The organism is Rubritepida flocculans DSM 14296, assembly GCF_000425365.1.
In the GTDB taxonomy this organism is placed as follows: Bacteria; Pseudomonadota; Alphaproteobacteria; order Acetobacterales; family Acetobacteraceae; genus Roseococcus; species Roseococcus flocculans.
Genome location: NZ_AUDH01000006.1, coordinates 14578 through 35314 on the forward strand (window position 1 = coordinate 14578; position 20737 = coordinate 35314).

Consider the following 20737-nt stretch of genomic DNA (forward strand, 5'->3'; position numbering starts at 1 on the left):
TGCGGGGGGCGCGCCGCCCCCTCACCCCGCAAGCTCGCGCGAGCGGGCGGTGGCGGCGGCGATCGCCTCGCGCATCAGGTCGGGCAGCGCGCCCTCGCGCATCAGCACGGCCAGGGCGCGCTCGGTCGTGCCCTTGGGGCTCGTGACGTTGCGGCGAAGCTGCGCCGCGTCCTCCGCGCTCGCGGCCAGCAGCGCGCCCGAGCCGGCGACCGTGGCGCGCGCCATGCGCCGCGCGAGATCGGGCGGGATGCCCTGGGCCAGCGCCGCCTGCTCCAGCACCTCGGCCAGCAGGAACACATAGGCCGGCCCGCCGCCCGAGACGGCGGTGACGGGGTCAAGCAGCCCCTCCTCCTCCACCCAGGCGGCCTCGCCGATGGCCGACAGCAGCCGGTCGCACAGGGCGCGCTGGGCCGCGTCCACCCCCGGGCCGGCGAAGGCCACGGTGAAGCCCTGGCGCACGGCGGCGGGGGTGTTGGGCATGGCGCGCACCACCCGCGCGCCCTCGCCCAGCAGGGCCGTCATGCCCGCCACGGTGCGGCCGGCCATGATGGAGAGGAACACCGTCCCTGGCCGCACCAGCCCCCGCAGCAGCGGCAGCGCCGCCGGCGCCTCCTGCGGCTTGGTGGCGAGGATCACGGCCGCCGGGGCGAAGCCCGGGGGGATGTCGGCGGCGGCGGCGACATGGCGCAGCCGCCCTGCGAAGGGGGCGAAGGCGGGGGCGTGCGGCTCCACCACCAGGCTTTCCGGATCGAGCCCCTGCTCGAGCCAGCCGGCCAGCATCGCACCCCCCATCTTGCCGCAGCCGAGAAGCAGCAGGGGCGGCAGGGCCATGCGTCAGCTCTCCAGCATCTTGCGCAGCAGCGTCACGTCCTCGGCGAAGGCCGGATCCTCCTGCATGAGCGCGGTGATGCGCTGCACGGCGTGCAGCACGGTGGTGTGGTCGCGGTTGCCGAAGCGCTTGCCGATCTCGGGCAGGGAGCGGGAGGTGAGCTGCTTGGCGAGATACATCGCCACCTGCCGCGGCCGCGCCACCGAGCGCGAGCGGCGCGAGGAGGCCATCTCGGTCAGGCGGATGTTGTAGTGCTCGGCCACCTTGCGCTGGATGTCGTCGATCGAGACGCGCTTGTCGTGCGCGCGCAGGATGTCGCCCAGCGCGTCGGTCGCCATCTCGAGGGTGACGGGCCGGCCGAACAGCTTGGCGTGGGCGAGGATGCGGTTCAGCGCGCCCTCCAGCTCGCGCACATTGGTCGCGATCTTGCGCGCCAGCAGCTCGAGCACGCGCGGCGGCACCTCCACCCCGGCCTGGGCGGCCTTGGCGTCGAGGATGGCGAGGCGCAGCTCGTAGGTGGTGGCGTGCAGGTCGGCCACGATGCCGCCGGAGAGGCGGGTGCGCAGCCGGTCCTCGATGCCCGAGAGGTCGTTGGGCGCCTTGTCGGCGGAGATGACGATCTGCTTGCCCGCGTCGATCAGCGCGTTGAAGGTGTGGAAGAACTCCTCCTGCGTGTTGTCCTTGCCGATCAGGAACTGCAGGTCGTCCACCATCAGCACATGGACGGAGCGGAGCTGCGACTTGAACTCCATCGTGTTCTGCGTGCGCAGCGCGTTGATGAAGCGGTACATGAACTTCTCGGCCGACATGTAGGCGACCTGCAGGCTCGGATCGCGCGCGCGCAGCGCCCAGGCGATGGCGTGCATCAGGTGCGTCTTGCCGAGCCCCACCCCGCCGTAGAGGAAGAGCGGGTTGAACCCCGCCTGGGCCGGGCGCTCGGCCACGCGGCGGGCGCAGGCATGGGCGAACTCGTTGGGCTTGCCGATCACGAAGCTGTCGAAGGTCCAGCGCGGGTCGAGCGGCAGCATCCAGTCGCCGCGCTGGGCCTCGGCCTGGGCCGGGGTCGGGGTGGGCGCGGGGGAGAGGCGCTCGGCGAGCGGCGCGGCCGGCTCGGCCGTCTCGCGCGCCGCCGTGCCGGCGGCGGCCCCGCCGGCGGCCACCCGCAGCTCCACCCGGCGCACGCCGGGCATCTCGGCCTGGCACAGCGCGCGCAGCCGGTCGCCGTAATGCTCGCGCACCCAGTCGCGCAGGAAGCGCGTGGGCAGGGTGATGTCGAGCGTGTCGCCCTCCTGCCCGGCCAGCGTCATCTGCTTGAGCCAGCTCCGATACTCGGCTTCGCCCACCTCCTGGCGCAGGCGCGCGCGGACCTTGGCCCAGGCGGCGGCGGATTTTCCGGCATTGCTGGGGGAACGCTCGCCGGACTCGTGCTCCATCCTCGACCTCTGCCTTTCCGCCAGGGCGCAGCGCCCTCGCCCGCCATCCGGCGAGGGAGCGGGGGCTCCAGCGCCGGCACCCTTGGTTCTTGAGGGACGGCCCCGGCCTGCGCCCGACGCCCTCCCCGCCTCCTGTCCTTGACACACAGCGTAACGCGAGGCGGCGCGCGGAGGGAACTCCCCCAATGCCGCGCCCCACTCGCGCCCGACGGGTGTTGCAGAGAAGCTTCACCCGCGTTGCCGCGAAGTAGAACAGCAGTTTTCGCTGGCGGCTCGATTGGCCGCCAGTGACCGGAATTCTTGCGATATCTATGGGATGGGCGGCTCAGCCCGCCGCGGCGATCGCCTTGATACGCGCGGAGAGGCGCGAGAGCTTGCGCGCCACGGTGTTGCGATGCAGCACGCCCTTGGTCACCGCGACATGCAGCTCCGGCTGCGCGGCGCGGAAGGCGGCCTCGGCCTGCGCCTTGTCCCCGCCCGCGATCGCCGCCTCCACCTTGCGCAGGAAGGTGCGCACGCGGGAACGCCGCATGCGGTTGCGCAGGGTGCGCTTCTCGGTCTGGCGAATGCGCTTGCGCGCGGAAGCGTTGTTGGCCATGGCGGGCGGTGAGAGCTCTGTCGAGTGGGTGGCGATGGGCGGCGGGGACCGCCGCGGGAGGCGAGGGTGTAATCCCGCCCCGCCCCCAGCGTCAAGCCGAGCGGGGCGGGGTTGCGCCATCATGCCGGCCGGCGGCGTCGCGGCGCGCCGCCGCCTGCCGAGCGGGCCTGCGCGAAAGCTCCGGCCTGACCGCCGGCCGGCTCAGCGGTGGCGGAAGGCGGGTTTGCGCTTCTCGGCGAAGGCCGCCATGCCCTCCTTCTGATCCTCGGTGGCGAAGAGGCTGTAGAAGATCCTGCGCTCGAAGCGCACGCCCTCGGCCAGCGTCGTCTCGAAGGCGCGGTTCACGCATTCCTTGGCGATGGCGACGCTGGGCGCGGAGAGGGAGGCGATCTTCTCGCCGATCTTCAGGCATTCGGGCAGGAGCTGGTCGAGCGGCACCACGCGGGCCACCAGCCCCGCCCGCTCGGCCTCGGCCGCGTCCATCATGCGCGCCGTCAGCACCAGGTCCATCGCCTTGGCCTTGCCCACGGCGCGCGTCAGCCGCTGGGTGCCGCCCGCGCCGGGGATGATGCCGAGGTTGATCTCGGGCTGGCCGAACTTCGCGTTCTCCGCGGCCACGATCATGTCGCACATCATCGCGAGCTCGCAGCCCCCGCCCAGCGCGAAGCCGGCCACCGCGGCGATGACGGGCTTGCGGATCGTCGTCACCACCTCCCAGCGGGCGGTGATGAAGTCCTCGAAATAGACGGCCGGATAGCTGCGGGACTGCATCTCCTTGATGTCCGCCCCCGCGGCGAAGGCCTTCTCGCTGCCGGTGATGACGATGGCGGCGATGGCGGGATCGGCGTCGAAGCCCCGCAGCGCCTCGCCGAGCTCGCCCATGAGCTGGTCGCACAGCGCGTTCAGCGCCTGGGGGCGGTTGAGGCGGATCACCGCCGTCGCGCCATGGGTTTCCGTCAGGATCATCTCGAAGGCCATGGGCGCTCCCTCACCGCTGTTTCAGCGGGCAGTAGAAGGTGGATCGGCCGGACTGCACAAGCCGGGCGATGCCGCCGCAGCGCCGCCCGCCGGGGCAGTCCGCGCAGCGCTCGCCCGCGCGGCCATAGACGTCGAAGCGCTCCTGGAACACGCCGAGCTCCCCGTCCGCGCGCACATAGTCGCGCAGGCTGGAGCCGCCGGCGGCGATGGCCTCGGCCAGCACGGACTTGATGGCGGGCAGCAGCCGCGCCGCCCGCGCGCCGGGGATGGTGGCCGCGAGCCGGCGCGGCGAAATCCCGGCGCGGAACAGCGCCTCGCTCACATAGATGTTGCCGAGCCCCGCCACCGTCCGCTGGTCCAGCAGCGCGGCCTTGATGGGGGTGAAGCGGCCGGCGAGCGCGGCCTCCAGCGCCGCGAGATCGAAGGCCGGATCGAGCGGCTCCGGCCCGAGCCCCGCCAGCAGCGGGTGCGCGTCCTCGGCCTCGCGGGGCACGAGGTCGAGATGGCCGAAGCGGCGCGGGTCCACGAAGCCGATCCGCCAGCCGCCCTCCGTCTCCATCACCAGGTGCTCGTGCGCATCGGGCGGCTGGTTGTGGCCCCGCGCGTCCGAGGCCGCGCCCTGCGGGCCGAGCCGCGGCAGGAGGGGCGCGTCCCGGCGCCGCGCCACCATCCGGCCCGACATGCCGAGGTGGATGAGCAGGCTCGGCCGCCCCTCGAGGCGCATGAGCATGTATTTCCCGCGCCGGCGGAACCCCTCCACCCGCGCCCCCGTGAGCGTGGCGGCGAGGCCGGGCGGCAGGGGCCAGCGCAGATCGGCCCGGCGCAGCTCCGCCCGCGCGATCGCCTGCCCCTCCAGCACGGCGGCGAGGCCGCGCATGACGGTCTCGACCTCGGGCAGCTCCGGCATGGCTCAGGGCTTGCGGGCGACGAGCAGGCGGTAGTGCAGGTCGCCCTCCGTCTGCAGGGTTTCGAGCTGGATGCCGCCGATCTCCGCCTCGGCCCGCACCCCGAGGCCGAGCGCGCGCAGCAGGCGCCGCCAGGGCGTGTTCAGCGCGGCGAGCCGCGCCGCCGTCTCGGCGCGCGGGCGGGCGCGCAGCAGCGGGTTGAGGTCCCGCTCGCGCACCGGCACGAGCCCGGCGGCGGCCAGCGCCGCGAGCCAGCCCGCGCGCGTCGGCGCCACCGGGCAGCGCCAGAACCGCTTGAACTGGGCGAGCCGCGCCGCCGCCTCGGGCGCGAGCGCCTCCTCGGGCATGTCGTCCACGATGACGAGATGCCCGCCCGGCGCCAGCACCCGCGCGAGCCCCGCCACGGTCGCGGCGGGATCGGCGCTGTGGATCAGGCTCTCGATGCCGAGGATCAGGTCGAAGGGCCCGGGCGGCGGGTCGTCGTAGGAGCGCAGGAGGATGCGCACCCGCCCGGCGAGCCCGGCGCGCGCGATGGCCGCCGCGCCGCGCGCCCGCTGCGCCTCGGAGAGGGTGAGGCCCGTCCAGTCCCCGCCCAGCCGGGGCGCGAGGTCGAGCATCGTGGCGCCATAGCCGCAGCCGGCATCGAGCACGCGCGGGGCGGGGGGCAGCGCCAGGCCCTCCAGCATCAGGCGGTGGATCACGAGGGGCGAGGGCGGGCCGCCCTCGGGGTCCGTCAGGGCGCGATGGACGGGGTGCGCCTCCTCGCCCTCCGCCCGGCACTCGCGGAAGAAGGAGAGGCCGTCGAGCCAGCGGTAGTAGCGCGCGACGCGCCGGGCCTGGCGTTCGGAGGCGGTGGGCATGCCGCCCCTATAGGCGGGCGCGGGCCGGCTGGCACGGGGGGATCAGGCGCTGCGGGCGAGTGCCGGCACCTCCACCGCCGCGGCCAGGGCGCGCAGATCCTCCGCCGCGGGGCTCGCCGGATGGCGGGTGAGAAGGGGTTGCTGCGCACGGATGGCGGCGGGGATGCGCGCATCGCGCCGCACATGGCCGAGCAGCCCCACCCCCGCCCCCAGGAAGCCGCGGCAGGCGCGGTCCAGCGCGGCATGCACACGCTGCCCGGCGGCGGCGTTGGGAACGAGGTTCGCCACCACCCCCGCCCGCCCGGGCGGGGCCCCATCCTGCCGGTGCAGCTTCAGCACGGCATAGGCGTCGGTGAGGCTGGTCGGCTCCTCGGTGGCGATGACGCAGAGCAGATCGGCCGCGGCGGCGAGGCGGCGCGGCGCGGGGCCGAGCCCGGCGCCGAGGTCGAGCACCACCGCCTCCGCCGGCAGGGCGCGCAGCACGCCGATCAGCCGCGCCACCCCGCCCGCGTCCAGCGCCGCCAGCGCCGCCGCGCCCGAACGCCCGGGCAGCACCGAGAACCCCCCGGCATGGGGCTGCAGCGCGGCCTCGGGCGCGCAGCGGCCGGAGAGCACATCGCCGAGGTCGAGCCCCGGCGGCAGGCCGAGCTGCACATCCACGTTCGCGAGGCCGAGATCCCCGTCCACCAGCGCCACGCGCCGCCCGCGCTCGGCGAGCGCCTGGGCGAGCCCGATGGCGAGGCAGGTCTTGCCCACACCCCCCTTGCCGGAGGCGATGGCGATCAGGCGCGTCATGCCGCGCACTCCCCCTGGAGATCGAGCGGCGCGCCCGCGGGCGCGAGCAGCCGCTGGGCGAGCCATTCGGCGCTGAGCGGCGCGAGCCCGCGCGCCACCTGCGGCCCGATCCCGGCCTCGGTCAGCGCAAGCCCGACCGAGGCGGCGGCGAGAATCCCCCCCAGCCGCCGCGCCACGTCGAGCCGTGTGGCGATCATGTGCCGCGCGCCCAGCAGGTGGAAGGCGCGGGCCAGCTCCTCCGCCTCCTCGGCGTCGAGCCCGGCGGGCAGGACGAGCACGGGCGTGGCCTCCGCCGCCTCGATCAGCCGGTGCAGCCGCGCGGCCTGGGCGGCGTCGAAGGGGTCGCAGCCGAAGCCGTCCAGGAAGGCGGGCTGGCCGGGTTCGCGCCGCCGCAGCGACTTGGCGAGCACCTCGGGCTGGGCGGCGACGGCGAGGGTGAGGCGCAAGAGCCGCGTGAAGGCGGCGAGCTGCTCCACCGCCCCCGCCCGCGCCCCGTCGGCGGTGACGACGAGCGGGGGCTGGCCCGCCATGGTGGCGCGCGCGGCGAGCTTCGCGCAGGTCAGCGTCTTGCCCGCCCCGGGCGGGCCGACGAGCAGGATGGGCCGCTCCGTGGGCAGGGGGGCGAAGGCCAGCGCCTCGCCGAGCGCCTCGGGCAGCGGCGCGGCGGCCAGGCGCAGCGCGAGCGGGCTCGGCATGTTGTGGCGCGCGAGCGCGGGGGGCAGATCGGCGGGGGTGAGCGGCGCGCCGGGCGGGATGAGCAGCGGCTCCTCCACCTCCAGCGCGGCGGTGACCTCGACGATCCCGCCCACCCGGCGCGTGCCGAGCACCACCGCCTCCTCGCCCAGCGCCTCGCGCACGGCGGCCAGCGCCTGCGAGGCGCTGCGGCCCTGGAAGACGCGCACGCGCATGGATCAGATGCTCGCCAGGGCGCGCACCCGCACGCGCGGGTGCAGCTCGCCCTGCGCCAGCACCACGGTGCTGGGGCGGAAGCGCTCCACCACCGCGCGCAGATGCGGGCGCAGCGTGCCGGAGGTGAGCAGCACGGGCGATTCGCCCAGCGCCGCCTGGGCGTCCATCACGTCGCGCAGGCGCTGGAGGAAGCTCTGCAGCTTCGCCGGCTCCATGGCGAGCTGCCGCTCCTCCGGCGGGCCGGCCAGCGCCTCGGCGAAGGCCACCTCCCATTCCGGCGAGAGGGTGACGATGGGCACATAGCCCCCCGGGCCGCGCGCCGCCTCGGAAATCTGCCGCGCGAGGCGCAGCCGCACCACGCCCAGGATCTGCGGCAGGCTGCGCAGATTGCCCGCCATCGCCTCCTGCAGCCCCTCGAGGATGGTGGGCAGGTCGCGGATGGAGACGCGCTCGGCCAGCAGCGCCTGCAGCAGCCGCTGCAGCAGGCCGATGCTGGCCTGGGCGGGGATCAGCTCCTGCACCAGCTTCTGCTGCTCGCGCGGGAGTTCCTCGAGCAGCTTCTGCGTCTCGGCGTAGGAGAGCAGCTCGGCCATGTTCTCGCGCACCACCTCGGTGAGGTGGGTGGCGAGGACGCCCGCGCAGTCCACCACCGTGCAGCCGCGCGCCAGCGCCTCCTCGCGGTGGCGCTCCTCGATCCAGAGGGCGGGCAGGCCGAAGGCGGGCTCCTCCGTGCGCTCGCCGGGCAGCTCGGGCAGCGGCCCCTCGGGGCTGATGGCGAGCAGCATGGGCGGGCGCAGCCGGCCGCGCGCCACCTCGATCTCCTTCAGCCGCAGCACATAGGTGTCGGGCGGCAGGTCGAGATTGTCCTGGATGCGCACCGCGGGCAGGACGAAGCCCATCTCCTGCGCGATGGCGCGCCGGAGGCCGCGGATCTGCTCCGTCAGCCGCGGGGCCTCGCCGGAGGCGAGCACCAGCAGCCCGTAGCCGAGCTCGAGGCGCAGCATGTCCATGCGCAGGGCTTCCGCCACCGGCGGCTCGGCGGGCGAGCCTGGCTCGGGTTCGGGCTCGGGCGGCGGGGCGAGGGCGGCCTTGCGCTGCCACCAGGCCGCCGCCCCCGTGGCGCCGGCCAGCGCGAGGAAGGGCAGCAGCGGCATGCCCGGCATCAGGCCCAGCATCAGCGCGCTGCCCGAGGCGACGGCGAGCGGCTTCCAGCCGCCCAGCTCCTTCGCCATGAGCTTGTCGGCCTGCTCCTCGCGCACCGCCTTGGTGACGACGATGGCCGCCGCGACCGAGACGAGCAGCGCGGGGATCTGCCCCACCAGCCCGTCGCCCACGGTGAGGATGGAGTAGGTCTCCACCGCCTCCATGAAGGGCATGCCGTGCCGGCCGAGCCCGATGGCGAGCCCGCCCAGCAGGTTGATGAAGGTGGAGATCAGCCCCGCCACCGCATCGCCCTTCACGAACTTCCCCGCGCCGTCCATCGCGCCGTGGAAGCCGCTCTCCTCCTCCAGCTCGCGGCGGCGGCGCTTGGCCTCCTTCTCGTCGATGGTGCCGGCGGAGAGGTCGGCGTCGATCGCCATCTGCTTGCCGGGCATGGCGTCGAGGTGGAAGCGTGCCGAGACCTCGGCGATGCGCCCAGCACCCTTGGAGATGACGACGTGGTTCACCATCAGCAGGATGGCGAAGACGATCATGCCCACCAGGATGTCGCCGCCCATCAGGTAGCGGCCGAAGGTGGCGATGATGTCGCCCGCCGCCTGCGGCCCCTCATGCCCCTCGGCGAGGATGGCGCGGGTGGTGGCGACGTTCAGCCCCAGCCGGAACAGCGTGGTGATGAGAAGAAGCTGCGGGAAGGACTGGAAATCGAGCGGGCGCGTCAGCAGCAGCGCCACCATCAGCACCAGCACCGAGACGGTGATGTTGAGCGCGAGCGCGGCGTCGAGCAGCGCGCCGGGCAGCGGCACGATGAGGATGGCGAGCACAAGCGCCACCCCCGCGACCAGCGCCGCCTCCGAGGAGACGCGGAAGGAGCGCAGCCAGCCCGGCAGGGCGATTCCCTTCACGCGGCCCTCCAGCCATCGGGCAGCGCGCCCACGGGAAGCGGGCCCATCGCAAGCTGGCCGGGCGCGGGCGGCACGCTGATGCCCTGGCCGCGGTATTCGGCGAGCTTGTTGCGCAGCGTGCGGATGGAGATGCCGAGGATCTCCGCCGCGCGGGTGCGGTTGCCGAGGCAGCGGCCGAGGGTTTCGAGGATCAGCTCGCGCTCCACCTCCTCCATGCGCCGGCCGACCAGCGCCGCGATGGGATCGGCCGTGGCGACGCGCGGGATCGGGGCGGCGGCGGGGGCGGGGGCGGCCTCGGCGGGCGGGGGCGTGGCCTGCTCCACCGCCAGCAGCTCGATGGCCTCGGCGCCGATCTCGCGCCCCTCGGCCAGCAGCACCGCGCGGTGCAGCGTGTTCTCGAGCTCGCGCACATTGCCCGGCCAGGGATGGGCGGCGAGCCGCGCCTCGGCCGCGGGCGAGAGCGGGCGGCGCGGCAGCCCGTTCACCTCGGCGTAGCGCGCGGCGAAATGCCGGGCGAGCGGCAGCACGTCGCCCGGGCGCTCGCGCAGCGGCGGGATGCGAAGCTGCACCACGTTGAGGCGGAAGTAGAGATCCTCGCGGAAGCGGCCCGCGCGCACCTCGGCCGGCAGGTCGCGGTTGGTGGCGGCGAGGATGCGCACATCCACCTTCACCGGGCTCGTGCCGCCGAGGCGGTCCACCTCGCGCTCCTGGATGGCGCGCAGCAGCTTGGCCTGCAGGCGCAGGTCCATCTCGCCGATCTCGTCGAGCAGCAGCGTGCCGCCCTCCGCCTGCTCGAACTTGCCCTTGCGCGCGGCCACCGCGCCCGAGAAGGCGCCCTTCTCGTGGCCGAACAGCTCGCTCTCCAGCAGCGTCTCGGGCAGGGCGGCGCAGTTGAGCGCGACGAAGGGCCCGCGCGCGCGGCGCGAGGTCGCGTGGATGTGGCGGGCGAACACCTCCTTGCCCGTGCCGCTCTCGCCGGTGATGAGCACCGAGGCGTCGGCGCGGGCGAGCTGCTCGGCGCGCGCGATGAGGGCGGCGCTGGCCGGATCGGCCGCGATGGGCCGCTCCGGTGCGGCGGAGACGGCCTGCAGCATGGCCGCGATCAGCTCCGCATCCGGCGGCAGGGGCAGGAACTCGCGCGCGCCGGCGCGGATGGCGCGCAGCACCCCCTCGGCGTCGGCGCTGCGCCCGCAGGCCACCAGCGGGGTGGCGATGCGCTCCTCGCCCATGCGTTCAAGCAGCCAGGGCAGGTCGTGCGCGGCGTCGGCCAGCACGAGATCGGCCCCCGCCCCGCGCAGCGCCGCCAGCGCGGAGGTGACGCCCTCCACCTGGGCGAGCGATGCGCCGCGGGCCGCGGCGATGCGCGCCGCCTGGCCGAGCTCGCCCGAAAGCGCGCCGAGGATGAGCAGCCGGGTCATGTCGCGCGGTCCGCCTTGACGATCTCGGTCATCGTCACGCCCAGGCGGTTGTCCTCGACCATCACCACCTCGCCGCGGGCGACGAGGCGGTTGTTCACGTAGATGTCCACCGCCTCGCCCAGCTTGCGGTCCAGCTCCACCACCGCGCCGCGGCCGAGCTTGAGAAGCTGGCTCACCTGCAGCGTGGCGCGCCCCAGCACGGCGCTGACCTGCACGGGGATGTCGTAGACGGCATCGAGCTCGCGCGGCGGCGGCGGCGGGCCGGCCGTGGCGCCGCCGCTGCCGAGCTGCACCGGCTCGAAGGGGGTCTCCGGCGTCTCCACCGCAGCCTCCTCACTCGACGAACTGGTCATTGCTGCCCTCCGAGAGCTGGATCTGGCCCTGCGCCGCGAGCTCCTTCGCGGCGGCCACGATGGCGGCCTGCGCCTCGTCCACGTCGCGCAGGCGGACGGGGCCGAGGGCGGCGATGTCGTCGCGCAGCAGCTTCGCCGCGCGCTCGGTCATGTTGCGGAAGAAGAGCTCGCGCATCTCCTCGCCCGCGCCCTTGAGCGCGAGGGTGAGGCGCTCCTTCTCGACGCCGCGCAGCAGCGTCTGCACGCCCTGGGCGTCGAGGCGCTTGAGGTCGTCGAAGGTGAACATCAGGCTGCGGATGCGCTCGGCCGCCTCGCGGTTGCGCTCCTCCAGCGCGCCCATGATCCGCGCCTCGGCCTGGCGGTCCAGGCTGTTGAAGATCTCCGCCATCAGCTCGTGCGCGTCGCGGCGCTGCGTACGCGCGAGGTTGGACATGAACTCCATCTTCAGCGTGCGCTCCACGCCCTCCAGCGCCTCCTTCTGCACGTTCTCCATGCGCAGCATGCGCATGACGACCTCCATGGCGAAGCCGTCGGGCAGCAGGGCCAGCACGCGCGCGGCGTGGTCGGGCTTCACCTTGGTCAGCACCACCGCCACCGTCTGCGGGTATTCGTTCTTGAGGTAGTTCGCGAGCACCGTCTCGCTGACGTTGCCGAGCTTGTCCCACATGGTGCGACCCGCGGGGCCGCGGATTTCCTCCATGATCTGCGCCACCCTCTCCTTGGGCAGCGTCTTGAGCAGCAGCCGCTCGGTCGTCTCGAAGGAGCCGATGAGCCGGCCCGCCTGGCCGAGATTGGCGGCGAACTCCTCGCACACCGCCTCCACCAGCTCGGCCGGAATGGTGCCGAGCTGCGCCATGGCGTGGGAGAGGTCGCGGATTTCGTCCTCGTGCATGCGGGCGAACAGCTTGGCCGCGTGCTCCTCGCCGATGGTCAGCATCAGGATCGCGGCCTTCTGCGGCCCCTTGAGCGCGGGAGTCTCGCTCATGCGTCATCCTCCGGGGTGAGCCAGCGGCGCAGCACCAGCAGCGCCTCCTCGGGGTGCTCCTCGGTCAGCTTCACGAGCCTGGCGATGGAGGAGGCGCGCATCTGCCCGCGCACCGAGGCCATGCTGACCATCGCCTCGTCGCCCTCGGGCCCGGGCAGCGCGCCCGCGCCCTCTGCGCCGGGCAGGGCCGCGCCCGCCGCGCCGGGCGGCAGCGCGCCGCCCTGCCCGCCCGCGGCCGCGCCCGCGATCGCGCCGCCGGCCGCGCCCGCCCCCGCCAGCGCCCCCGCCGGGGCGAGGCTGAGCGACAGCCGGCGCGCCACCGGCCAGGCGATCAGGAAGAGGGCGAGCAGCGCGAGCAGCCCGATCAGCGCCGTCTCGGCAAGCCGCGCCACCAGCGCCTCGCTCAGCCCCAGGCCGAAGAGGCCCGGCGCCTCGGGCTGCGCCGCCTCGGCCTCGGCGAAGCGCATGGAGACGACCTCCACGCGATCCCCGCGCTGCTCGTTGAAGCCCACGGCGCTGCGCACCAGGGCGGCGATGCGCGCCAGCTCCTCGGCCGTGCGCTCGCGGAACTGGGGCGGCTGGCCCTCGCGCCGCTCCATCACCCCGTCCACCAGCACGCCGACCGAGAGGCGGCGCAGCACCGGCTGCTCGCGCAGGATGCTGCGCACGGTGCGGCCGATCTCGAAATTCGTCGTCTCCTCCTGGCGGCTCTCCTGGGTGCCGGCGCCGGCCCCGGCCTCCGCGCCGGGGAGGTTGTTCTGCACCGAGACGTTCTGCGGCTCCTGGCTGCGGCTGGTTTCCGTGACGGAGTGCTGGCTGCGCGCCACCTGGTTGTCGGGGTCGAAGCGCTCCTCGCGCGTCTCCACCCGGTCGTGGTCCATCTCGAGCGCCACCTCGGCGCGCACGCGGCCGGGGCCGAGCACGCGCTCGAGCATCTCCTCGACGGCGCGGGCGAGGCGCGCCTCCTCGCCGCGGCGCAGCTCCTCGCGCGTGGCCATGCCGGCCGCCCCGCCCACCGCCTGGCCGCCGCGCGCCAGCAGCTCGCCCCGGCTGTCCACGATGGAGACATTGGCGGGCCGCAGCCCCGGCACGGCGGCGACGACGAGGTGCAGCACCGCCTGCACCCCCTCGCGATCGAGCCGCTGCGCGCCCTGCATGGTCAGCAGCACGCTGGCCTGGGCCTCGCCCCGCTCGCGCGAGAAGGCCTCGCGCCGCGGCAGGACGAGATGCACGCGCGCCGCGCGCACGCCGGCGAGGGCGCGGATGGAGCGCGAGAGCTCGCCCTCCAGCGCGCGCAGCCGGTTCATCTCCTGCTGGAAGGGCGTGGTGGTCAGCCCCTCGCCGCGGTCGAAGATCTCGTAGCCGAGCGAGCCGCCGGCCGGCAGACCCTCGCGCGCCAGCATCAGGCGCAGCCGGGGCACATCCTCGGCCGGCACCAGCACCTGGCTGCCGCCGGCCGCCAGGCGGAACGGCACGCGCTGGCGCTCCAGCGCCGCGACCACGGCGCCCGCATCCCGCGCCTCCAGCTCGCCATAGAGAAGCGCCATGGGCGGCGTGCCCGCGCGCAGGACGAGAAAGCCGAGCCCGGCCAGCAGCACCGCCGCGAGCCCGCCGAGCGCCGCAAGGCGGAGCCGGCCCAGCGCCTGAAGCTGCGCGATCAGCGCGCCCATCGCGGCGTCCGGCTTGAGGGGGCGGTGAAGGGCACGTCCTGTGACTCCCGGCTTGCCTCCCCGCCATGGGGAGGGCCCGTCCTGGGCAGGCAGGTTTTGCCGGGGGTCGGGTTAGCGGAGGGTTAACGCGCGCGGCGGCGCTTCTGCCGCCCCTGCCCGCATCATGCCGGCGGCCGCTTCCGCCGACGTGCGACAGGGCGGCGCGGCCCCTGGCATGCCCTTGTTTCAGCGCGCAGCCGCCGCAGCGGCTCCCATCGACGCAACGCTCCGATGGGCCGCCAACCCTGCGCACGAGAGGGGCCGCATGTCATGCCGCCCGCATCAGATCTCGGCGAGGCCCCTCAGCTTCTCGAAGCCCACGCCGAGCGCGCCGAGGCGCAGCAGCACCTGCCCGTCGCGCCGCTCCGCCGCCGTGGCACGGCCGATCACGGAGAAGCCGAGCGCGCGCGTCTCCCCGCCCGTGCCGGTTGCCGTCACGCGCACCGCATAGGCGCCGTCGGGCAGGGCGCGCCCCGCGCCGTCGCGCCCGTCCCAGCGCCACTCCTGCGCCGCCGCGCCGAGCGCGACCTCGCGCGAGAGCAGGCTGCGCCCCTGCGAATCCAGCACGCTGACCACCGCGCGCTCGCCCGCGGCCGCGGCGGGGGGAAGACGCAGCCGCGCCTCGCCGCCCTGCAGGCTGAGGCGGTCGCTCTCCACCTCCACCATCCGCCCGATCAGCGGCGCGGAGGCGGTGAGCTGCCCCGCCTCCTGCAGCGCGATCAGCCGCTCCAGCCGCTCATTGGCGGCGATCTGCTGCTCCACCCCGGCGAACTGCACGAGCTGCTGCGTCATCTGCTGCGCGTCCATCGCCCGGGTGGGGTCCTGGTTGCGGAGCTGCGTGGTCAGCAGGCTCAGGAACATGTCGAAATCGGCGTTGATGCGGCTGCCGGCGCGGTTGCCGGCGCCCGATGCCGCCGCGGCGGTGGTGGAGGCGATGCTGCCGCTCATGGGCGTTCTCCTGTCATGCGAGGGGGTCAGATCCTGAGGTCGAGCAGCCCGCGCCCGGCCGGCGGCGGGGTGGAGGGGGCGGGGGCGGCGGCGGGCTCGGCGCGCCAGGCGGGGCTGGGCTCGCGCCCGCCCGCGCCCGCATGGCCGCCGCCGGGGCCCGACTCGCCGGCGAGCGCGAAGCGCAGCCCGCCCTCGCCCAGCGCCACCCCGGCCTCGGCGAGCGCCCGGCCCAGCTCGGCGCGGTCCCGCTCCAGCAGGGCGAGGGTTTCGGGCCGCTCGGCCAGCACGCGCACCTCATGCGCCTCGCCCTCGCGGCGCACGGCGATCTCCACACGGCCGAGCTGGGGCGGATCCAGCGCCACCTGGAACTGGCCGAGCGCCGGGGCGAAGGCGAGCGCCACCGCCACGGGCGCGACCTGGCGCGCGGGCGGGGGCGGGGCGGGGGCGGCGGCGGGCGGCGGGGCCTCGGTGCGGAGAGGGCCCTCGGGCGCCTCGGCAGGGAGGCTGGCCGCCCAGGCCGCCAGCTCGGGCAGGGCGCGCGGCGGGGCCGGGGCGGCCTCGCGGGCGGACGGCGGCGTGGAGGGCCCATGCTCGCCGCGCACCGGGGCCTCCGCTGCGGGCGGGGCGGCGGCAGGCTCCGCCTCCGGCGCCCGCGCCAGGGGCTCGGGCATGGCGTCCTCCGCCGGGGCGGGCGGCGGCGCGGCGGGCGCGCTGCGCAAGGCGGCCGGGGGAATGGCGGTCGGCGCGGCGGCAAGCGCGCCCGGCGGGGCGTCGCCGGCCGGAGCCGTCGGGGCGGGCTGTCCCGGCGCGGGGAGGCCAGGGCCCGTCGGCCCGGCCGAACCCGCGGCCTCCGCCCTCGGGGCGGCCAGCCCGCCCGGGTCGTGGGAGACAGCGGCATGCGCCAGCATGGCCGAGGGCGGTGGCGCCATCGGCGCCGGCGCGGGCGAGGCGGCCAGGGAAGGAGCCACCGGAGGCGGCACGGCGGGAGGCGCGAGGGGCGGCGGCGAGACGGGCGGCGCCCCCGGGGGGCTGCGCTCTCCGGCCTCCGGCTCGGGCCGCGCCGCCTCGGGCGGACCATCGGCCGCCGGCGCATCGGCGGGCTCGGCCCCGGCGAGGGCGTCTTGGCCCTCCGCCCCCGGCGGCGCGGCCGGCAAGGGGGCGGGTTCCGGCGCGGCGGCGGTGGCGCGCGGCGGGGCCGCCCCCTGCGCCGGGGCGGGAATAGGCAGGCCCGCCGGAAGCCCGGGCCGATCCTCCTGCGCCGGAGGCGCGGCGGATGCCTCCGCGCTGCGCGGCGCGGCCCCGAGCGTCTCGGCCGGCGCGGCGAGGGCCTGGGCCGCGACTGCCGGCAGGGGCGCCCCGCCGGGAGTGGCGGGCGCGAGGACCGGCAGCGGGCCGGGGCTGGCGGCGAGGCCGGACCGCAGGGGCGGCGCGCCGGCTTCGCCCGGCGGCGCGGCGGGCAGGCTTCCGGCGAGCAGCTCCGCGAAGCCGCCGGCCTCGCCCTCGGCCGGAAGGGGCGCGAGCGGCCAGGAGGGCGGCGGCACGGGCAGCACGGCGAGGGAGTCCATGGGGGGCGGCTCCGGTGACGGGTCGCCGCGCCGGCTGCAAGCGGCGCGCCGGAGCGTGCCAGCGCCTGCCGGGCAGGGCTCGCCGGGGCGGCGGCAGCATCTGCCGGGTGCGGCCCGCGCCTTGCCGGGCCGCGCCGTCCCCCGGCTGGCACGCGGGCTGCCAGGAGAGGGCCGCGGCCACCCCCCCTCCCCGGCCGCCGTCACAACGAAGGACACCCCCCATGTCCCTCTTCGGTTCCATGACGACCGCCATCTCGGGCCTGATGGCCCAGTCGCGCGCGCTCGGCCATGTCTCGGACAATCTCGCCAACAGCCAGACCGTCGGCTTCAAGCGGGTGGACACCAACTTCCAGGATCTCGTCACCCAGTCGGGCCCCACCCTGCACGCGCCGGGCTCGGTCTTCGCCCGGCCCGATTTCACCAACAGCGTGCAGGGCACCATCGAGCAGAGCGAGAACCCGCTGGCGCTGGCCATCGGCGGCCAGGGCTTCTTCTCGGTGGCGCTGGCGCGCGGCTTCTCCGGCGGGCTGCCGGTCTTCGACGAGCGGCAGTTCTTCAGCCGCGCGGGGGATTTCCGCATGGACCGCGACGGCTACCTGGTGAACGGCGCGAACTACTACCTGCAGGGCTGGCCGGTCTCCGGCGAGGGGGTGGTGGACCGCACGACGCTCGAGCCCATCCGCGTCAGCCAGCAGGTGTTCAACCCGATCGCCACCTCCGAGATCACCATCGCGGCGAACCTGCCCGCGCTGGACCCGCCCGCCACGCCCGCGGATGCGCGCAGCTTCTCCACCCAGGTGCAGGTCTATGACAGCCTCGGCACGCGCCGGGCGCTGACGCTGACCTTCTCGCAGACGCCCGGCTCGCCCGGCCCCGCGCGCTCCTGGCAGATGAGCATCCAGCCCGACCCCGCGGGCGGGCCGGTGGACATCCCGATCACCTTCGCCACCAACGGCACGCTCGAATCCTTCGACGGCGTGCCGGGCGTGACCAACACCCCGCTCAACTACAGCTTCGACATGGATTTCGGCCTGGGCAACCAGACCATCACGCTCAACCTCGGCCGCTTCGGCATCGCGCAGGGGCTGACCCAGTACGCCGGCAGCGACTTCTCGCTGCGCAACGTGCAGCAGAACGGCGTGCCGCCCGGCTCCTACGCCGGCCTCGCGGTGCGCGAGAACGGCGACGTGGCGGTGAACTACGACAACGGCCAGTCGCGCGTGATCTATCGCGTGCCCATCGTCGGCTTCAGCGACCCCGACCGGCTGCAGCGCCTGGACGGCACGGCCTTCATGCGCACCATCGAGAGCGGCGAGGCCCGGGTGAACGACGCGAACGGCAACGGGGTGGGCAAGCTGGTCACCGGCGCGCTGGAGCGCTCCAACGTGGACATGGCCACCGAGTTCACCAAGCTCATCGTCGCCCAGCGCGCCTACAGCGCCAACACGCGCGTGGTGACCGCGAGCGACGAGATGCTGCAGGAGACGATCAATATGCGCCGCTGACGGCGGCGCGATGCCGCTCCGCGGCGGGCAATATGCGCCGCTGACGGCGGCGCGATGCAGCTCCGCGGAGGGCAACATGCGCCGCCGCGGGCGGCGCGGAAGCAGCGCCCGCGGCGGGCAGGAGGCCCGCCGCCGGCACGCCCCCGCCCGATGGCCCAGGACGGGCCTTCCGGCGGCGGGCGGCAGGAATTCGTTAACCGGCGTCTCGCCAGCCTGGAGGGACCATGAGCCTCGACCTCGCCTTCGGCATCGCGCGCAGCGGGCTGCTCGCCACGCAGCGCGCGCTCGCGCAGGTCACGCACAACCTCGCCAACGCCGACACGCCCGGCCACACGCGCAAGAGCGCCGAGGCCGAGACCGTCTCCATCAACGGCCAGCCGCTCGGCGTGCGGCTCGGCGCGGCGCAGCGCAGCGTGGACCAGGCGCTGACGGCGGAGCGCCATGCGCGCGGCGGCGAGGCCGCGGCCGCCCTGCTGCGCGAGCGGATGCTCGCCTTCGTCGAGGCCGCGCACGGCGCCCCGGGCGAGCGCGACACGCTGGGCGGCGCGATGGGCGGGCTGCGCGAGGGGCTGATCGCGCTGCGCGCCGCCCCCGGCGATGCCGGGCTGCAGCGCGAGGCGCAGGAGGCCGCCCGCGCCGTCACCCGCCGCTTCCACGACATCGCCCAGGCCATCGGCGAGGCGCGGCAGCGCGCCCAGGACGGAATCGTGGAGGAGGTCTCCCGCGTCAACGACACGCTGCGCGAGGTGGCCGATCTCACCAACCGCATCCGCCAGGACCGCGCGCTCGGCGTGCCCACCGGCGATCTCGAGGACAAGCGCGACCTCGCCCTCGGCCGCCTCTCGGAGAGCCTGCCCGTGCGCGCCCTGCACCAGGCCGATGGCGGGCTGGTGCTCGTCACCCAGGGCGGGCTCGGCCTGCCGCTCGATCCGCGCGGCGACGTGTTCTCGACCGACCGCGCCTCGGTGGGCCCCGAGGCCTATTACGGCGCGGGCGGCACCCTGCCGGGAGTCTCCTTCGGCGGGGTGGACGTGACGCGCCAGCTCGCCGGCGGGCGGCTGGGCGAGCTGATCGCGCTGCGCGACGCCACCCTTCCCCGCTACCAGGCGGAGCTCGACCTCGCCGCCGCGCATCTCGCCGCGCGCTTCGACGCGCAGGGGCTGCGGCTGTTCACCGGCGCCTCCGGCCAGGTGCCGGACGTGACGCTGCCCTACAACGACCCCTCCGCGGGCATCATGGGCTTCGCCAACCAGATCCGCCTCTCCGAGCAGGTGGCGCAGAACCCCGCGCTGCTGCGCGACGGCACCCATGCGGTGGCCGATACGCCGGGCGGGCCCAGCGCCTTCACGCCCAACCCGCCCGGCGGGCCCGAGGGCTTCGCGGGGCTGCTCGACCGGCTCATCGCGCACGCGATGGGCGAGACGGTGCGCCCCGGCACGGCCTGGGCCAGCCTGCCCGTGGGCGGGCTCGGCCCCGATGGCAGCCTCGCCTCGCCCTTCCTCGCCCCGCGCAGCCTCGAGGCCTATGCCGGCGCGCTCGCCTCCGCCCAGGCCGGGGACCGTGCGGCGGCGGCCGCGGCGGCCGAGCGCGCGCAGGCGCTGCAGCGCGGCCTCGATGCGCGTTTCCAGAACGAATCCGGCGTGGACACGGATGCCGAGATGGCGGCGCTGATCCGCCTGCAGAACGCCTATGCGGCCAATGCGCGCGTGCTGAGCACGGCCCAGAACATGTGGGACACGCTGCTCGGCGCGGTGCGCTGAGGCTGAGGAGGAGACGAGGCCATGGAGATCGCAACGCGCCTCTCGGCCGAGACGGCGCTGCTGCGCAGCCGGCTCGAGACGCTCACGCGCCAGGCCGCCACCGGCCAGCGCACGGAGCGGCTGGGCGAGCTCGCGCCCGAGCTGCCGCGCGCCATCTCGCTGCGCGCCGAGCTCGGCCGGCGCGAGACCTACGACCGCGTGCTGACCCAGGCGCAGGGCCGCGCGGCCGTGATGCAGGAGAGCCTCGGGCGGCTGCGCGAGATCGCGCGGGAGTTCCGCGCCAATGTGCTGCCGCGCCTCTATTCGGCCGATCCGGTGCTGCTCTCGTCCGCGCGCAGCCAGGCGCGGCTGGCGCTGACCGACATGGCGCATCTGCTGAACCTGCGCCAGGCAGGGGAATACCTGTTCAGCGGCCAGGACATCGGCAACCCGCCCATCCCCGATCCCGAAGGCCTGGCCGGCGGCCAGATGGCGCAGGACATCGCGGCCCAGGTGGCCGCGCTGGGCACGGCGGGCGCCGCGGCGGTGATCGCGGCCACGCGCGGCATCGCGCAGAGCAACGCGCCCGGCGTCTCGCCCTTCTCCGCCCATCTGCAGGCGCAGGAGGCGCTGCCCCCGGCCGAGCGCGAGGCCCGCCGCGCCGCCCCGGCCGCGGATGGCGAACTCATCGCCTACGGCCTCACCGCCGACCGCAACGGCGAGGCGCAAAGCCGGGGCGAGACGACGGGAAGCTGGGCGCGCGACCTGATGCGCAACCTGATGAGCGTGGCGGCGCTGGACGACAGCCTGCCCGCCGAGGGCGAGGAATGGGCGGCGCTTCTGGCCGGCATCCGCGACGGCTTCGCCGCGGCCGAGACGGCGCTGGCCGAGGAATCCGGCGCGCTGGGCCAGGCGGCGGCGCGCATGGGCTCCGCGCAGCGCCGCCACCGCGACGTGTCCGACCAGCTCCGCCAGCAGCTCGCCGCCATCGAGGAGGTGGACCTCGCCGCCGCGCTGGAGCGCATGCAGGCCACGCGCACCGCGCTGGAGGCGAGCTACCGCGCCATCGCCTCGCTCTCCGAGCTCACGCTCGCGCGCTTCCTGCGATGAGCGCGCGGCCGGGCTTCAAGCCCCGTTAACCCCGC

The 20737-nt window shown here is 75.5% G+C and carries 18 protein-coding genes; 3 read left to right on the top strand and 15 right to left on the bottom strand.

Going from position 1 to position 20737, the window contains the following annotated elements:
• Window positions 1–21: 21 nt before the first annotated feature.
• The 15 genes from proC to fliK form a co-directional block, all read right to left on the bottom strand.
• Window positions 22–831, bottom strand: coding sequence for a pyrroline-5-carboxylate reductase (gene proC, locus H596_RS24360; protein ID WP_027284394.1), 810 nt, complete (start codon window positions 829–831; stop codon window positions 22–24).
• Window positions 832–834: 3 nt separating this feature from the next.
• The gene (gene dnaA, locus H596_RS24365) at window positions 835–2262 is read right to left on the bottom strand and encodes a chromosomal replication initiator protein DnaA (protein ID WP_027284395.1); all 1428 of its coding nucleotides are present in this window, start codon (window positions 2260–2262) and stop codon (window positions 835–837) included.
• Between the two features lie 325 nt (window positions 2263–2587).
• On the bottom strand, window positions 2588–2860 hold the full coding sequence (rpsT, locus tag H596_RS0107745; RefSeq protein ID WP_027284396.1) for a 30S ribosomal protein S20: 273 nt from the start codon (window positions 2858–2860) through the stop codon (window positions 2588–2590).
• 201 nt (window positions 2861–3061) lie between these two features.
• Window positions 3062–3838 carry an enoyl-CoA hydratase gene (locus H596_RS0107750; protein WP_027284397.1) on the bottom strand — a complete coding sequence of 259 codons (777 nt, stop codon included), beginning with the start codon at window positions 3836–3838 and terminating at the stop codon, window positions 3062–3064.
• A gap of 10 nt (window positions 3839–3848) precedes the next feature.
• Entirely contained in the window at window positions 3849–4745 is an 897-nt protein-coding gene (gene mutM / locus H596_RS0107755) for a bifunctional DNA-formamidopyrimidine glycosylase/DNA-(apurinic or apyrimidinic site) lyase (protein WP_027284398.1), read from the bottom strand.
• 3 nt (window positions 4746–4748) lie between these two features.
• Complete coding sequence (locus H596_RS22825) at window positions 4749–5603, bottom strand: SAM-dependent methyltransferase (RefSeq protein ID WP_051212627.1); 855 nt, start codon at window positions 5601–5603, stop codon at window positions 4749–4751.
• Between the two features lie 42 nt (window positions 5604–5645).
• Window positions 5646–6398 (bottom strand): nucleotide-binding protein, encoded by a 753-nt coding sequence (locus H596_RS0107765; protein ID WP_037300583.1) that lies wholly within the window; start codon window positions 6396–6398, stop codon window positions 5646–5648.
• Window positions 6395–7306, bottom strand: coding sequence for a flagellar biosynthesis protein FlhF (locus H596_RS0107770; RefSeq protein ID WP_027284400.1), 912 nt, complete (start codon window positions 7304–7306; stop codon window positions 6395–6397). Before H596_RS0107770 ends, H596_RS0107765 begins: the two co-directional genes overlap by 4 nt.
• A gap of 3 nt (window positions 7307–7309) precedes the next feature.
• Window positions 7310–9370: a flagellar biosynthesis protein FlhA gene (gene flhA / locus H596_RS0107775; protein WP_027284401.1), complete on the bottom strand. Its 2061-nt coding sequence runs from the start codon at window positions 9368–9370 to the stop codon at window positions 7310–7312.
• The gene (locus H596_RS0107780; RefSeq protein WP_027284402.1) at window positions 9367–10788 is read right to left on the bottom strand and encodes a sigma-54-dependent transcriptional regulator; all 1422 of its coding nucleotides are present in this window, start codon (window positions 10786–10788) and stop codon (window positions 9367–9369) included. Before H596_RS0107780 ends, flhA begins: the two co-directional genes overlap by 4 nt.
• Entirely contained in the window at window positions 10785–11081 is a 297-nt protein-coding gene (gene fliN / locus H596_RS20660) for a flagellar motor switch protein FliN (protein ID WP_051212660.1), read from the bottom strand. The genes H596_RS0107780 and fliN overlap by 4 nt, the downstream gene beginning before the upstream one ends.
• 40 nt (window positions 11082–11121) lie before the next feature.
• Entirely contained in the window at window positions 11122–12126 is a 1005-nt protein-coding gene (gene fliG / locus H596_RS0107790; protein WP_027284403.1) for a flagellar motor switch protein FliG, read from the bottom strand.
• Window positions 12123–13796 (bottom strand): flagellar basal-body MS-ring/collar protein FliF, encoded by a 1674-nt coding sequence (fliF, locus tag H596_RS0107795; RefSeq protein ID WP_027284404.1) that lies wholly within the window; start codon window positions 13794–13796, stop codon window positions 12123–12125. The genes fliG and fliF overlap by 4 nt, the downstream gene beginning before the upstream one ends.
• Window positions 13797–14117: 321 nt before the next feature.
• The gene (locus tag H596_RS0107800) at window positions 14118–14783 is read right to left on the bottom strand and encodes a flagellar hook assembly protein FlgD (RefSeq protein WP_027284405.1); all 666 of its coding nucleotides are present in this window, start codon (window positions 14781–14783) and stop codon (window positions 14118–14120) included.
• A gap of 26 nt (window positions 14784–14809) precedes the next feature.
• Window positions 14810–16348, bottom strand: a complete 1539-nt coding sequence (fliK, locus tag H596_RS22830; RefSeq protein ID WP_027284406.1) for a flagellar hook-length control protein FliK — start codon at window positions 16346–16348, stop codon at window positions 14810–14812.
• A gap of 221 nt (window positions 16349–16569) precedes the next feature.
• On the opposite strand from fliK, the gene flgE reads away from it, so the two are divergent.
• From flgE to H596_RS0107820, 3 genes are all read left to right on the top strand, one after another.
• Complete coding sequence (gene flgE, locus H596_RS0107810; protein ID WP_027284407.1) at window positions 16570–17853, top strand: flagellar hook protein FlgE; 1284 nt, start codon at window positions 16570–16572, stop codon at window positions 17851–17853.
• A 224-nt stretch (window positions 17854–18077) separates the two neighbouring features.
• A complete protein-coding gene (locus H596_RS20670; RefSeq protein WP_037300525.1) occupies window positions 18078–19613 on the top strand; it encodes a flagellar hook-associated protein FlgK in 1536 nt (511 codons plus the stop codon).
• A 21-nt stretch (window positions 19614–19634) separates the two neighbouring features.
• Window positions 19635–20702, top strand: coding sequence for a flagellin (locus H596_RS0107820; RefSeq protein WP_027284408.1), 1068 nt, complete (start codon window positions 19635–19637; stop codon window positions 20700–20702).
• Window positions 20703–20737 lie beyond the last annotated feature (35 nt).